This is a genomic window from Massilia glaciei (genome assembly GCF_003011895.2).
In the GTDB taxonomy this organism is placed as follows: Bacteria; Pseudomonadota; Gammaproteobacteria; order Burkholderiales; family Burkholderiaceae_D; genus Telluria_A; species Telluria_A glaciei.
Window position 1 is genome coordinate 23,606 of the sequence record NZ_PXWF02000211.1, and the last position, 15,278, is coordinate 38,883.

Annotated in this window: 10 protein-coding genes; 7 read left to right on the forward strand and 3 right to left on the reverse strand. The window is 70.1% G+C overall.

All coding sequences use genetic code 11. The annotated features are described in order from the left end of the window. Positions 1–14: 14 nt before the first annotated feature. The 3 genes from C7C56_RS12930 to C7C56_RS12940 all read right to left on the reverse strand — a co-directional run bounded on the left by C7C56_RS12930 (position 15) and on the right by C7C56_RS12940 (position 3,932). The gene (locus C7C56_RS12930) at positions 15–1,010 is read right to left on the reverse strand and encodes a sensor histidine kinase (RefSeq protein WP_106757801.1); all 996 of its coding nucleotides are present in this window, start codon (positions 1,008–1,010) and stop codon (positions 15–17) included. 92 nt (positions 1,011–1,102) lie between these two features. Then, a complete protein-coding gene (locus tag C7C56_RS12935) occupies positions 1,103–1,654 on the reverse strand; it encodes a cyanophycin metabolism-associated DUF1854 family protein (protein WP_106757802.1) in 552 nt (183 codons plus the stop codon). A 1-nt stretch (position 1,655) separates the two neighbouring features. Continuing rightward, entirely contained in the window at positions 1,656–3,932 is a 2,277-nt protein-coding gene (locus C7C56_RS12940; RefSeq protein WP_106757803.1) for a cyanophycin metabolism-associated ABC transporter, read from the reverse strand. A gap of 352 nt (positions 3,933–4,284) precedes the next feature. Here C7C56_RS12940 and C7C56_RS12945 point away from each other — a divergent pair, with 352 nt between their 5' ends. The 7 genes from C7C56_RS12945 (at position 4,285) to C7C56_RS12975 (ending at position 15,181) form a co-directional block, all read left to right on the forward strand. After that, complete coding sequence (locus C7C56_RS12945; RefSeq protein WP_106757820.1) at positions 4,285–6,498, forward strand: cyanophycin synthetase; 2,214 nt, start codon at positions 4,285–4,287, stop codon at positions 6,496–6,498. Positions 6,499–6,650: 152 nt separating this feature from the next. Further along, the gene (gene cphA / locus C7C56_RS12950) at positions 6,651–9,221 is read left to right on the forward strand and encodes a cyanophycin synthetase (protein ID WP_106757804.1); all 2,571 of its coding nucleotides are present in this window, start codon (positions 6,651–6,653) and stop codon (positions 9,219–9,221) included. A 94-nt stretch (positions 9,222–9,315) separates the two neighbouring features. Beyond that, positions 9,316–10,449 (forward strand): GGDEF domain-containing protein, encoded by a 1,134-nt coding sequence (locus C7C56_RS12955; RefSeq protein ID WP_106757805.1) that lies wholly within the window; start codon positions 9,316–9,318, stop codon positions 10,447–10,449. Positions 10,450–10,497: 48 nt separating this feature from the next. Then, the gene (locus C7C56_RS12960; RefSeq protein WP_229458746.1) at positions 10,498–10,872 is read left to right on the forward strand and encodes a DUF2946 domain-containing protein; all 375 of its coding nucleotides are present in this window, start codon (positions 10,498–10,500) and stop codon (positions 10,870–10,872) included. 231 nt (positions 10,873–11,103) lie between these two features. Continuing rightward, positions 11,104–13,455 (forward strand): TonB-dependent receptor, encoded by a 2,352-nt coding sequence (locus C7C56_RS12965; RefSeq protein WP_106757807.1) that lies wholly within the window; start codon positions 11,104–11,106, stop codon positions 13,453–13,455. Then, complete coding sequence (locus C7C56_RS12970) at positions 13,452–14,660, forward strand: sialidase family protein (protein ID WP_106757808.1); 1,209 nt, start codon at positions 13,452–13,454, stop codon at positions 14,658–14,660. Before C7C56_RS12965 ends, C7C56_RS12970 begins: the two co-directional genes overlap by 4 nt. Next, positions 14,657–15,181 (forward strand): thioredoxin domain-containing protein, encoded by a 525-nt coding sequence (locus C7C56_RS12975; protein ID WP_106757809.1) that lies wholly within the window; start codon positions 14,657–14,659, stop codon positions 15,179–15,181. The genes C7C56_RS12970 and C7C56_RS12975 overlap by 4 nt, the downstream gene beginning before the upstream one ends. The last annotated feature ends 97 nt before the right edge of the window (positions 15,182–15,278 follow it).

Here is a 15,278-nt window from a genome sequence, read left to right on the forward strand (position 1 = left end):
CGCGGCCCCGCCCACTACTTGCGGGCCGGCGCCGCGTCGGCGGGCACGGTGATGCGCAGCGACATGCCGGGGCGCCCGGCCGCGCCGGCGCCGCGCTCGATCGCGAGCGCGCCGCCCAGGGCGCTCAGGCGCTCCATCATGCCGGCGATGCCGAACGCGCGCGGCTTGCGCCGGTCGGCCAGGGCGAAGCCGACGCCGTTGTCGCTGACGGTCATGACGACATTGCCGTCCTCGCGCGCGAGCGTGATCTCGGCCTCGGTGGCGAGCGAATGGCGCGCGATGTTGGCCAGCGCCTCCTGCAGGATGCGGAACACGGCCAGCGTGCGCTCGGCGTCGAGAGCGTAGCCGAGCGGGGTCGCGGCCACCAATAGGCGGCAGGCGATGCCGCTGCGCTCGAAGCGCCGGATTTGCCATTCGATCGCCGCCAGCAGGCCGAGCTCGAGCTCGAACGGGCGCAGGTCGTTCATGATGGCGCGCACCGACCTGATGGTCGCGTCCACATTGTCGAGCACCACCCCGATCCGCGCGTGCAGGCGCGGCTGGCCGGCGCCAGTGCGCGCGTGCAGCATCGAGACGTCGATGCGCAGCGCCAGCAGGTTCTGTCCGAGGTCGTCGTGGATTTCGCGCGCGATGCGCTTGCGCTCCTCCTCGCGGATCTGCTCGTGGTGGCCGAGCAGCTCGTGCAGGCTGTCGGTCGACCGCTGCAGGGCGTCCTCGGCCTGCTGCAGTTCGAACACCTTGAACAGCAGCGCCTCGTTGACTTGCGTCTGCTCGGCGCTGGGGACGGCGGCGCGCGCCGCCGCGGCCCCGGCCGGGACCGGCGGCGCGGCGTCGTCGGCGAACAGGCGTGCCGCGTTGGTCACCAGCGTCATCTTCCATTCCATGAGCCGGGCGGGCGTGACGCCGTGTGCGCGCGCGATGGCGTCGGCCGGGCGCATGGCGCCGAGCGCCTCGAGCGCGGCGCGGGCCTTTTGTCGCGCCGTAAGATTGTCCAGTTCGGTATCGTTCATCAAGCGGTATCAAGTGGGCGAAGGCAAACTCCCACCGATAATATCACCATCAAACAACGTTTCCAAAACGAAAATATGAGCGGGCGCCGCCGCTACAGGAAGCGGTCGAGGATCTTGCGGCTGTGCTTGTCGATGGCGAACATGTCGCGGATCAGGAAGTGGATGCCGTGGTTGTCGGCCACCAGCAGGCTGTGCTCGCCGATGCGGCGGATGTCCTCCTCGCCCTTGAGCACGAACTCGGTCTCGCCGCGGTCGGTCGAAACGCGCCAGGTGCACGGGGTGGCGTAACTGCTCACGGCCAGGATGCGGCTGATCTCGGGCATGAATTCGCGGCCCTCGAGCTCGTCCCGCACCAGCGCCCCGATGTGCGCCGGCAGCGCCGCGAGCGCGTCGATCCAGGCCACCTCGCGGCCGTCGCGCAGCACCATCGAGACGCCGTGCGCGGGGGCCTGGATCGGGAACGCGCGCACCGGCGTGACGCCCTCGTGCACCACGCCGCCGGCGGTGGTCAGGACCAGCTTGCCGAAGGCGTCGCGCCGCAGGTCGAAATCGGCGGCGCCGCCGGCCGCGCCCTCCACGCTCCCCACACTCCCCACACCCTCCACACCCTCCACACCCTCCACACACTCTACCTTGTCGTCCATATCAGTCCCCGTCATCCATGTCGGTGTCGACGTTGCGCGCCTGCGCCTCGTACAACCTGAAGTAGGCGCCCCCGCGCGCCATGAGCTCGTCGTGGCTGCCCTGCTCGACCACCACCCCGCGGTCGAGCACGACGAGGCGGTCGGCCCGGTGCAGCGTCGACAGGCGGTGCGCGATGGCGATCGTGGTGCGGCCCTGCACCAGGTTGTCGAGCGCCTTCTGGATCTCCTTCTCGGTCTCGGAGTCGACCGACGAGGTGGCCTCGTCCATGATCAGGATGCGCGGGTCGATCAGCAGCGCGCGCGCGATCGAGATGCGCTGGCGCTCGCCGCCCGACAGGCCCTGGCCGCGCTCGCCCACCATCGAGTCGTAGCCCTGCGGCAGGCGCAGGATGAATTCGTGCGCGTGCGCCGCGCGCGCGGCGGCGATGATCTCGTCGCGCCGCGCGCCCGGGCGCCCGTAGGCGATGTTCTCGGCGATGGTGCCGAAGAACAGGAACGGCTCCTGCAGCACCAGCCCGATGTGGCGCCGGTAGTCCGACACGGCGAACGCGCGGATGTCGACCCCGTCGAGCAGGATGGCGCCCTCCGAGACGTCGTAGAAGCGGCAGATCAGGTTGACCAGGGTGCTCTTGCCCGAGCCGCTGTGGCCAACCAGGCCGACGAACTCGCCCGGCTTGATGGTCAGCGAGATGGACCGGTTGACGGCCCGGTTGCCGTACCTGAAGCCGACCTCGCGCAGCTCGATGCGGCCCTCGATCCGGTCCAGTTCGACGGGGTTGACCGGCTCCGGCACGCTCGAGACATGGTCGAGGATGTCGAAGATGCGCTTGGCCGCCGAGGCCGACTTCTGGGTCACCGAGACGATCCGGCTCATCGAGTCGAGCCGCCCGTAGAAGCGCGAGCTGTAGGCGATGAAGGCGGTCAGCACGCCGACCGTGATCTCGCCCGTCGAGACCTGCCAGATGCCGTAGCACCAGACCACCAGCAGGCCCAGCTCGGTCAGGAACGACACCGTCGGCGAAAACAGCGACCACACCTTGTTGAGCTTGTCGTTGACGGCCAGGTTGTGCTTGTTGGCCTCGCGGAAGCGGTTGGCCTCGCGCTTCTCCTGGGCGAAGGCCTTGACCACGCGGATGCCGGGGATGGTGTCGGCGAGCACGTTGGTGACCTCGCCCCAGACCCGGTCGATCTTTTCGAAGCCGGTGCGCAGGCGGTCGCGCACCACGTGGATCATCCAGGCGATGAACGGCAGCGGCACCAGCGTGATGACCGCCAGCCACGGGTTGATCGAGCACAGGATGATGCCGGTCATGATGATCATGAGCACGTCGGAGGCGAAGTCGAGCAGGTGCAGCGACAGGAACACGCAGATGCGGTCGCTGCCGCTGCCGATCCGGCTCATCAAATCGCCGGTGCGCTTGCCGCCGAAAAACTCGAGCGAGAGCTTGAGCAGGTGCTCGTAGGTGGCCGAGCGCAAGTCGGCGCCCATGCGCTCGGACACCAGCGCGAGCACGTAGGTCTTCCACCAGCCGAGCAGCCAGGCCAGCACGGCCGAGCCGAGCAGGCCGGCCATGTACAGCACCACCAGCATCGGGTCGATCCGCATGCCGTTCTGGTACGGGATCAGCACGTTGTCCATCAGCGGCATGGTCAGGTAGGGAGGAATCATGTGCGCCGCGGTCGAGAGCAGCATCAGGATGAAGCCGAGCAGCAGCTGGCCGCGGTAGGGGTGGGCGAAGCGCCACAGGCGGAACAGGGTCCAGGTCGACGGCGGCGTGTGGATCACCTTGGTGCAAATCGGGCACTCGTCCTGGTCGGGCGCGAGCGGAGCCTTGCAGCTCGGGCACACCTGCTGCTCGGGCACGTGCACCGGGCGCCCCGTCAGGTGGCTCTCGAGCTGTTCGCGGAACTGGTCGGCCAGCCGGATCGCTTGCAGGTTCTGGCCCAGCGTGAAGCGCCACGCGGCCAGCCGCCCCTGCCCGTCGAACAGTTCGAGGTGGCCGACGCCGGCGTGGTCGTGGTGCACCAGCGCCAGGCCGGGGCGGTAGCGCCACTCGCGCCAGTCGGCCTCGCCGGGCGCGCGCGCGCGCAGGCCGCGCCCGGTGACGACGATCAAGCCCTTGGTGAAACGAAGTCGCGCATCCAAGTCAACCTCGATGCTGCTGAGAACGTTCTCCCCGGAAGCCAGGTTTTTCCCGACTTCGTCCTGCCAGTGTTCGGGCAGGAACGCGCTCGGTGCGGGGGCCGCGGCGGCGGCGAAAGGTTGTTCAGTAGTCATCGTAAAAGCGGTTTCGGGCGGTGGGCCAAGGCGGGGATGGCGGGAATTGGGTTGATTGCCGGCACTTGGCGGACCATGTCGTGAAGCAATTACGGTATTGTATAGGGTCGCCTCGCGCCGGAACAAAGAGTTGGATCGAAATTAGCCACTTTATTTGAGTGGGAAAACAACAGCGGCGCGCCCCGTCCGGGCGCGCTGTTGGCCGTAGGGCGGCGCCGTGCCGGCATGCCCGCCAAGCGCTTTTTTGTGGCAACAGCATGACCAGCGGGCCAGATGAGCCATTCGACAATGAGCGGGCGCCGGACCTGCGCCAGGAACCCTCGCACCAGAACCCTTGCACCAGAACACCTACATGACAACTGAAGACGCAAAGAAAGACGCACAGAAAGACGCGAAGAAAAACGACATCGCCTTTCTGCGCGTGACGCACCTGCGCGGACCGAACATCTGGACCTACCGTCCAGTGATCGAGGCGTGGCTCGACCTTGGCGAACTCGAGGACTTCCCCTCGGACACCCTGCCAGGCCTGTATGAACGCCTGCTGGCATCGCTGCCCGGCCTGGTCGAGCACCGCTGCGGCGTCGGCGAGCGCGGCGGCTTCCTCGAGCGCCTGCGCGAGGGCACCTGGGCCGGACACATCCTCGAGCACGTGGTGCTCGAGTTGCAAAACCTGGCCGGCATGCGCACCGGCTTCGGCAAGACGCGCGGGACGGGCGCGCGCGGCGTCTACAAGATGGCCTTCCGCACCCGCCAGGAGCAGGTCGGGCGCGCCGCGCTCACGGCCGGCCACGCCCTGCTCATGGCCGCGATCAACGACACCGCGTTCGACCTCGATGCCTGTGTCGCGCAGCTGCGCGAGCTGGTCGACGAGCACTGCCTGGGGCCGAGCACGGCCCACATCGTCGAGGCCGCCACCGAGCGGCGCATCCCCTCGCTGCGCCTGACCGACGGCAATCTGGTGCAGCTCGGCCACGGCGCCGCCCAGCGCCGCATCTGGACCGCCGAAACCGACCAGACCAGCGCCATCGCCGAGAGCATCGCCAGCGACAAGGACCTGACCAAGTCGCTGCTCAGGTCGTGCGGCGTGCCGGTGCCCGAGGGCAGCCTGGTCAGGAGCGCGGCGGCCGCGTGGGAGGAGGCGCGGGACATCGGGGTGCCGGTGGTCGTCAAGCCGTATGACGGCAACCACGGGCGCGGCGTCTCGCTCAACCTGATGACCGAGCAGGACGTCGAGGCGGCCTACCATCTGGCCGCGCGCAAGGGCGGCAGCCCGGCCGTGATCGTCGAGCGCCACATCGGCGGCGACGAGCACCGCCTGCTGGTGGTCGGCAGGCGCGTGGTCGCCGCCGCCAAGGGCGAGTCGCTGTGGGTCACCGGCGACGGCGCGGCCGACATCCGCGCGCTGGTCGAGAGCCAGATCAACACCGACCCGCGCCGCGGCACCACCGAGGATTCGCCCCTGAACGCGCTGGCGCCCGAAAAAGGCGCCGAGATCATCCTCGAACTCGAACGCCAAGGATTGACCGCGTATTCGGTGCCGCTGGCCGGCCAGAAGGTGCTGATCCAGCCCAACGGCAACGTCGCGCTCGACGTCACCGACCGCATGCACCCGTCGATCGCGCACGCGGCGGCGCTGGCGGCGCGCGTGGTCGGGCTCGACATCGCCGGGGTCGACCTCGTGCTCGAGGACATCTCGCGCCCGCTCGACGAGCAGCGCGGCGCGGTCATCGAGGTCAACGCCAGCCCGGGCCTGCTGGCCCACATCAAGCCGGCCAACGGCCCGGGGCGCCCGGTCGGCGCGGCGATCGTCGACAACCTGTTCGGCGCGGGCGAGAGCGGACGCATCGCGCTCGCCGGCGTGACCGGCAACGGCGGCGCGGCGCTCATCGCGCGCCTGCTCGGCAGCCTGCTGCACCTGACCGGCAGGCACACCGGCGTGGCCAACAGCGAGGGCCTGTTCCTCGACCAGCGCCAGGTCGCGCGCGGCGACTGCATCGACTGGGACGCCGGCCAGCGCCTCTTGATCAACCGCACGGTGCAGGCGGCCGTGTTCGAGAGCAACGCGCGCATGATTCTGTCGCAGGGCCTGGCCTACGACAAGTGCGCGGTCGGCATCGTCACCGACCTCGACTGGGATCCAAGCCTGGCCGAATTCCACCTCAACGAGGACGATGGCATCTCAAACGTGATGCGCACCCAGGTCGACGTGATCCTGCCCGACGGCGTGGCCGTGCTCAACGCGGCCGACCCGGCCGTCGCCGCGCTCGCGCAGCTGTGCGACGGCAAGGTGATCTTCTACGCGGCCGAGCCTCAACTGGCGGTCATCGCCCAGCACGTGGCGGCCGGCGAACGCGCGGTCTACCTGCGCGGCGGACACATCGTGCTCGCGCACGGCACGCTCGAGACGCGCCTCCTGGCGCTGGCCCAGCTCACGCCGGCGCTGGCGGCGCGTGCGCAATGCATGCTCGCCGCCGTCGCCGGCGCGTGGGCCATGGCGGTCCCCGGGGAACTGATCGCCGCCGGCCTGCGCGGCTTCGACCCGGACGCCCCGGCCAGCAATTACTAGACACGCAGACGGAAACTAGACACGCAGACGGAACACGCGCCCGGAACACGCGCACATAAGATTAACCAAGCCCGGCCGCCAGAGCCGGGCGAACGGCCGATCGCGGCGTCACGGCGCGGCGGGCGGCCCACCCAAAACAAGGAAGATGTTTTATGGAAGTTTCGCGCGTACGCGCCCTGCGTGGCCCCAACCTGTGGAGCCACCACACCTCGGTCGAGGCGATCGTCGCCTGCGCCCTCGACGAACAGTGCGTCGGCGCCATGCCGGGCTTCGAGACGCGCCTGCGCGCGCGCTTCCCCGAACTGGGCCCGCTGCAGCCGAACGGGCACGACGACACCATCGCGATGGCGCACGTGCTCGAACTGGCCGCGCTCGGCCTGCAGGCGCAGGCCGGCTGCCCGGTCACCTTCAGCCGCACCACCGCCACGCTCGAGAGCGGGATCTTCCAGGTCGTCGTCGAGTATTCCGAGGAGTCGGTCGGGCGCCTCGCGCTCGAGCTGGCGCAGCGGCTGTGCGCGGCGGCGGCGGCCGACCTGCCCTTCGACCTGGGCGGCGCGCTGCTGCAGCTGCGCGAGCTCGACGAGGACATGCGGCTCGGGCCCTCGACCGGCGCCATCGTGCAGGCGGCGCTGGCGCGCAACATCCCGTACCGGCGCCTCACCGACGGCAGCCTCGTCATGTTCGGCTGGGGCAGCCGCCAGCGCAAAATCCAGGCCGCCGAGATCGACAGCACCGGCGCCATCGCCGAGGCCATCGCCCAGGACAAGGAGCTGACCAAGCGCCTGCTGGACGCGGCCGGGGTGCCGGTGCCGCTCGGACGCGTGGCGATCGACGCCGACGACGCCTGGGCCGCCGCCCTCGAGATCGGCCTGCCGGTGGTGGTCAAGCCCAAGGACGGCAACCAGGGCAAGGGCGTCACCGTCAACGTCGGCACCCGCGAGCAGCTCGCGGCCGCCTTCGTCGCGGCCTCGGAGTTCCGCGACGACATCCTGGTCGAGCGCTACCTGCCCGGCAACGACTTCCGCCTGCTCGTGATCGGCAACAAGCTGGTCGCGGCCGCCCGGCGCGACCCGCCGCAGGTGGTCGGCGACGGCGAGCGCACGGTGCGCGAACTGGTCGAACTGGTCAACCTCGACCCGCGCCGCGGCAACGGCCACGCGACCGAGCTGACCAAGATCCGCTTCGACGACATCGCGCTGGCGAGCCTGGCAAGCCAGGGCTATGTGGCCGAATCGGTGCCGCCGCTGGGCCAGCGCGTGATCCTGCGCAACAACGCCAACCTCTCGACCGGGGGCGCGGCCACCGACGTCACCGACGACGTCCATCCGGCCGTGGCGGCGCGCGCGGTGGCCGCCGCCCACATGGTCGGGCTCGACATCTGCGGCGTCGACCTGGTCTGCGACAGCGTGCTCAAACCCATCGAGGAGCTCGGCGGCGGCATCGTCGAGGTCAACGCCGCGCCCGGCCTGCGCATGCATTTGTCGCCCTCGTTCGGCAAGGGCCGCCCGGTCGGCGAGGCGATCATCGGCGCCTTGTTCGCCGACGGCGACGACGGCCGCATCCCGGTGGTCGCGGTCACCGGCACCAACGGCAAGACCACCACGGTGCGCCTGATCGCGCACCTGCTCACGGCCGCCGGCCTGCGCACCGGCATGACCAACACCGACGGCGTGTACATCGAGGGCCGGCGCATCGACAGCGGCGACTGCAGCGGCCCGCGCAGCGCGCGCAACGTGCTGCTGCACCCGGACGTCGACGCCGCCGTGTTCGAGACGGCGCGCGGCGGCATGCTGCGCGAGGGCCTCGCGTTCGACCGCTGCCAGGTGGCGGTGGTGACCAACATCGGCGCCGGCGACCACCTCGGCCTGAACTACATCACCACGGTCGAGGACCTGGCCGTGCTCAAGCGCGTGATCGTCCAGAACGTGGCCAACGGCGGCGTGGCGGTGCTCAACGCGACCGATCCGGCGGTCGTCAAGATGGCGGGCAACTGCCGCGGCAGCGTCACCTTCTTCGCCGCCGACGGCGGCCATCCGGTGCTCTCGACCCACCGCGCCCAGGGCCTGCGCGTGGTGTACGTCGAGGACGGCATGCTGGTCGCCTCCGAGGGCGCGCAGGCGCACCGGCTGCCCTTGTCGCAGGTGCCGGTCACGCGCGGCGGCGCGATCGGCTTCCAGGTCGAGAACGCGATGGCCTCGGTGGCCGCGGCGTGGGCGGTGGGCGTGCCATGGGAGGCGATCGCGGCCGGCCTGGCCTCGTTCGCCAACGAGAGCGACAACGCGCCGGGCCGCTTCAATGTGTTCGAGCACCGCGGCGCGACCGTGATCGCCGACTATGGCCACAACCCGGACGCGATCCTGGCGCTGGTGGCGGCGGTCGAGGCGATGCCGGCCAGGCGCCGCTCGGTCGTCATCAGCGGCGCCGGCGACCGGCGCGACGAGGACATCCGCCAGCAGACCGAGATCCTCGGCGCCGCCTTCGACGAGGTGCTGCTGTACCAGGACCAGTGCCAGCGCGGACGCGCCGACGGCGAGGTCGTTGGCCTGCTGCGCCAGGGCCTGGCCGGGGCCAAACGCACCACCCACATCGACCAGATCAACGGCGAATTTTTGGCGATCGACACGGCGCTGGCGCGGCTGGGAGCGGGCGACCTGTGCCTGATCCTGATCGACCAGGTCGAGGAGGCGCTCGCACACATCGCCGCGCGCATCGCGCAAGGCTGAAGGGCGGACAAAGCGGGCGGCCCTTGCCGGGCCATCCATATTTCTGTGTTGGAATTCGATTGACCATCGGAGATGCCGGAGGGATACTCGACGCATGAAAAGCCTCCTGCGCCTGCTCGTGGACTCGACCGACCCGGCCCAGACGCTGCGGCTCAAGCGCATGCTGGTCGGCGCCGTCTCGTATTTCTTCACGATCGCGGTGGTGTGCGCGTTCTGGCGGCTCGGCCATTTTGACGGCGCAGTCGCCTTCAACTACATGCTGATGGTGCTCGCCGTCAACATCGGCGTCTACGCGGCGATCCGCAGCGGGCGCAACCTGCGCCTGGCCGATCCGAGCATGACGCTGATCCAGATCTGCCTATCGCTGCTGATCGGCTTGTACGTGATGTACCACGTGCCGCACCGCGGCGTGTTCCTGATCCTCGGCATCTCGGCCGCGATGTACGGGCTGTTCCAGTTCCGCACGCCAAAATACTTCTTGATGACGGCCTTGTTCGTCGGCGGCTATGCGGCCCTGATCTTCATCTTGCTCAAGTTCCGTCCCGGCCAGACCGACCTGCAGCTCGAACTGCTGCAGCTGTGCGCGCTGCTGGCCACGCTGCTCCAGTTCAGCGCGCTGGGCAGCTACATCATGAAGCTGCGCGACAAGGTCAAGGAAAAGAACCACGAACTGGGCGCGCGCAACAAGGACCTCGAGCACGCCCTGCACCGCATCTCCGAGCTCGCCATCAGGGACGAGCTGACCGGCGTGCACAACCGCCGCCACCTGATGCAGATGCTCGCGCTCGAAAAGCAGCGCAGCGACCGCAGCGGGCGCTATTTCTCGATCTGCATCCTCGACGTCGACTTCTTCAAGAAGGTCAACGACACGCTCGGGCACGCGGCCGGCGACGCGGTCCTGCGCGAGATCGCCCGCGCGGCGTCGGAGACGACGCGCCAGACCGACATCTTCGGACGCTACGGCGGCGAGGAGTTCGCGCTGGTGGTCTCCGAAACCGGGATCGACGGCGCGCTGGTGATCGCCGAGCGCGCCCGGGCCCGGATCGCCGCCCTGCGCTTCCCGGAGATCGCCCCCGCGCTGCGCGTGAGCGTGTCGATCGGCGTGGCCGAGGGCGGACGCGGCGAGGCCATCGAGGCGACCATCAACCGCGCCGACCGGGCGCTGTACCAGGCCAAGGCGGGCGGGCGCAACCGGTGCGTCGCGGCCGCGGGGCCTGCCCCGATTTGACCGCCGGCCAGCCCGGCGGTTAAGATGCGGGCCATGGGAATGAACAAAATGCAGCGTCGCGCGTCGGCCTGGATCGCCTGCCTGGCGTTCCTGCTGGCCGCGCTCGTTCCAGCGATGACACAACTGCTCGCCGCCAACAACGCGGCCGGCGACTGGATCGAGATCTGTTCGGCCAAGGGCATCAAGCTCGTCAAGGCCACCCTCGCCGATGCCGCGCCCGCCTCCGGCGACGGCGCCCCGCACGGCGAAAATTGCCCGTTTTGCCAAACCCACGCGGACACGCCGGCCATGCCGCCGGGCGCGCGCACGGTGCTGCCGACGATCGCCGCCGCGCAGCGCTTTCCCTCCCTGTTCTACCAATCCCCGCGCGCGCAGTTCGTTTGGGCCGGCGCGCGCCCGCGCGCCCCGCCCGCCCTCTCCTGACAATCCCTCAGAGGCTGAGAGTTTTTCGGGCGTGCCCGAGCAGCCCGCCAGAAAACGGCAGATCGAGGCGCAAAGCACAGCCATAGCGGGCTATGGCGAGCATTTGCAACGACGAACTGGCGCTTTCTGGCGTGCTGAGCGGGCATGATCGAAAGACTCTCAGCCTCTAAGCCCCGCCGGCGCGCCCCCGCGCGCCGCCGGCGGGAACACGATCATTCATCAGGAGTGGCAATGCCAACCCACATCATATTTGCGGCGGCTGCCGCGCTGTGCGCGTGCGCGCCCGGCGCCGCCGCCGGCCCCTTCGCGCCCGTCGCGCCGCTGGCCGAGGTCACCATCAAGGCCAGCCGCGCCAAGGCGCCGCCAAACACCCCGGCCACGGTCGAAACCATCGGCGCCGGCCGGATCGCCGAGACCATCAACACAGTAGGCAGCGCCGCCGCGCTCAACTACCTGCCGAGCGTCCACGCGCGCGAACGCTACATCGGCGACCGCAACGCCATCCTCGTCATGCGCGTCAACAGTTCGATCGCGAGCGCCCAGACCCTGGTCTACGCCGACGGCCTGCTGCTGTCGAACCTGCTCAACAACAGCTTCAGCACCGCGCCGCGCTGGGGCATGGTCGGGCCGGACGAGATCGACCACGTCGACGTGCTGTACGGGCCGTTCTCGGCGCTGTACCCCGGCAATTCGGCCGGCGGCGTGGTGCTCATGACGACCCGCGCGCCCGGCCGTTTCGCGGCCCGCGCCAGGCTCGACCTGTTCGAGCAGCGCTTCAAACTGTACGGCACCGCGCGCAGTCTCCCGGGCGCGCATGCGAGCGCCTCGTTCGGCGACAAGGCCGGCGCCTGGTCCTGGCGCCTCAGCGCCGACCGGCTCGACAACCACGGACAGCCGCAGACCTTCGGCGTGGCCGAACTGGCCACCCCGGCCGGGCCCGCCGCGGCCACGACGATCAGCGGCGAATTGCGCGACACCGACCCGGGCGGGCGGGCGCGCATCGTCACCAGCGCGATCGGCGCCGACCATACCGTGCAGCACACGGGCACGCTCAGGATCGGGCTCGACATCTCGCCATCGCTGCGCGCCAGCTACACGCTCGGCCTGTGGCAGAACCGGTCCGACGCCCCCGTGCAAAGCTACCTGCGCGACGGCGCCGGCGCCCCGGTCTACAACACCGCGCGCGCGGGCGGGGCCGGGCGCTACGTGCGCTTCGCGGGCGACCCCGGCTACTACACCTTGGCGGGCGCCTCGCCCTCGCACGCCGAGAGCGAGCACAGCATGCACGGCCTCGCGCTGGCCTGGCGCGACGGCGGCGCATGGCAGTGGCAGGCCGTCGCGAGCGCCTACAGGCAGCACAGGGACGCGAGCCGAAGCGCCGCCAACAACGGCACGCTGCACGACCCCGGCACCGGCGCGCACCGTCCGGGCGGCACCCTGACCAGCGCCGGCGGCACCGGCTGGGCCAACCTCGACGTGCGCGCCGAATCGAAACGGCGGGGGGCGCACAGGTTCAGCGTCGGCTTCCACAGCGACCGCTACGCGCTCAAATCGGCCACCACGCGCCTCGCCAGCGACTGGTTGCAAGGCGCCGCGGCGCAGGCGCCCTCGTCGAACTCCTACGGCAAGACCAGCACCCAGGCGCTCTACGCGCAGGACAACTGGGATCTCGATCCGGTCTGGCTGCTCGTGGCCGGCCTACGCCTCGAGCGCTGGCGCGCCTACCACGGCAGCAACTTCAATCTGGCCAACGCCCCGTCCTACCGCCAGCTCGATTACGCCGACCGCGCGCGCACCGACGCCTCGCCCAAACTCTCGCTCGCCTACCGCGGCTTGCAGGACTGGGGCCTGCGCGCCTCGCTGGCCCGGGCGGTGCGCTTTCCGACGGTCGCCGAGATATTCCAGGTCATCAGCCTGCCCGACAATGTCAAACAGAACGATCCGAACCTCAAGGCCGAGGACGTCCTGGCCGCCGAGCTGACGGCCGAGCGCGCCATCGCGCATGGCATGTTGCGCCTGTCGCTGTTTGGCGAGAACAAGCGCGGGGCGCTGATCGCCCAGACCGACACGACCGTCACGCCGACCATCTCGAGCATCCAGAACGTCGACCGGGTGCGCACCCGCGGCGCCGAGGCCGTGTTCGCGCTGCGCGAACTGCAAGGCTTCGACCTCAACGGCAGCGTCACCCATGTCAAGTCAACCATCACGCGCGACAGCCGCAACCCGGGCCTGGCCGGCAGCGACCAGCCGCGCATCCCCGACTGGCGCGCCACGCTGGTCGCGCTCTACCGCCAATCGGCGCGCCTGTCGTACAGCGCGAGCTACCGCTACAGCGGCCGGCAGCACAACGCGCTGCTCAACACCAACACCGGCAACTACAAAGACGTCAACCCCAAGGTGTACGGCGCGGTCAGCCGCTACAGCCTGCTCGACGCCAAAATCGTCTACAAATTCGCGCGCCATTGGAGCGCCTCGGCGGGCGTCAACAACATCACCTCGTTCAAGTACTACGTCAACCCGAATCCCTATCCGCAGCGGACCTTTTTCACCAGCCTCGCATTCGACCACCAAGGAACACCATGAACATGATCTATTTTTTGAGGGCGCTTTGTTGGTTCGCGCTGTTCGGCGCCGCCCACGCCCACGGGGCGATGGCGCACGGCGCGCCAAAACCGGAGCTGGGCACCTCGGCGGCGGTCGACGGACAGGGGCGGCTGTGGATCGCCAGCAAGGAGGCCGCCTCGGACGCGGACCAGGGCCAGTACCTGGTCTTGCGCTCCACCGGCGACAACGGCGCGACCTGGTCGGCGCCCAAACGCATCGGGCCCGAGGCGCTCGCGGCCGAAGGCGAGAGCCGTCCCAAGCTGGCGTTCGGCACGCGCGGCGAGATCTACGTCGCCTACACCCGGCCGCTGGCCAAGCCCTACACCGGCGAGATCCGCTTCGCCCGCTCGCTCGACGGCGGCGAGACGTTCTCGCGGCCGGTCACCGTGCACCTCAACCGCGACGAGATCACGCACCGCTTCGAGTCGCTCATCGTCGACCGGGCCGGGCGCGTCTACATCGCCTGGATCGACAAGCGCGACCGCGAGGCGGCCACGGCGCGCAAGCGGGCGTACCGGGGCGCGGCCGTCTACTATGCGGTATCGAGCGACGGCGGCGCCAGCTTCCGGGGCGACTTCAAGATCGCCGACCATAGTTGCGAGTGCTGCCGGATCGCGCTGGCGCTCAACGCCAACGGCGCCCCGGTGGCGCTGTGGCGGCACGTGTTCGCACCGAACGCGCGCGACCATGCGATGCGCGAACTGACGCCGGACGGCCGCATGGCGCCGATGCAACGCGCCTCCTTCGACGACTGGAGGATCGACGCCTGCCCCCACCACGGCCCCGCACTCGCGTACGCCGCCGACGGCACCCGGCACCAGGCCTGGTTCAACCTGAAGGGCGGGCAAGGCGGCGTGTTCTACGCCGCGGCGCGCCCCGGCGCGGCGATGGCCACGCCGGCCACGCTCGGCACGGCGCAGGCGCGACACGCCGACATCGCCGTGCGAGGCGACGCCATCGCGCTCGCCTGGAAGCAGTTCGACGGCGGCGCGACCGCCATCGTCGGGCGCCACTCCGGCGACGCCGGCGACGCCGGCGCCTCGTGGACGCAGCGCACGCTGGCCTCGACCAGCGGCCATTCGGACCACCCGCGCCTGCTGGCCACGCCGTCGGGCATCGTGCTCGTGTGGCGCACCGAGGACGAGGGCGTGCGCGTGGTGCCGGTCGGCGGGGGGGCGCAATGAAACGTGTCGCCAGCGGTTTCGCCACCGGTTTCGCGACCGGTCTCGCCAACTTCCTGTGCGCCCTGGCCCTGCTCGCCGCGGGACCGGCCAGTGCCGCCCCGGCCGGCATCCGGCAATTCGACGCGGACAGCCTCGGCACCCTGCTCGCGACCCAGAAGGGCCAGCCCTTCGTGCTCGTGCTGTGGTCGCTCGACTGCCCCTTCTGCGAGGCGAGCCTGCGGACGCTGTCCAAAAAAATGCGCGCCGACAAAAACCTGCGCGTGGTCACGCTCGGCACCGACACGCTGTCCGATCCGCGCAACGCGACCCTGATGGAACAGCGCCTCGCCGCCCTCGGGCTGGCGGCTAACGCGTGGGCCCTCGGCGCCCAACCGGCCGAACAATTGCGCTACGCCGTCGACAGGCAATGGCACGGCGAATTGCCGCGCAGCTACTGGTTCGGCGCGGACGGCGTCGGCGCCGCCAAATCGGGCCTGATCAGCGCGCGCGCCGTCGACCGGTTCCTTTCCAGGCGCCATTGACAGCCTCCGAGGCCGCGCTGCGCCGCGCCACGCCGCCCCTCGCCCGGCGGCGGACGCGAACGGGGCCCTGCGCGCGCCCGGAAATGCTGCGTTGCGG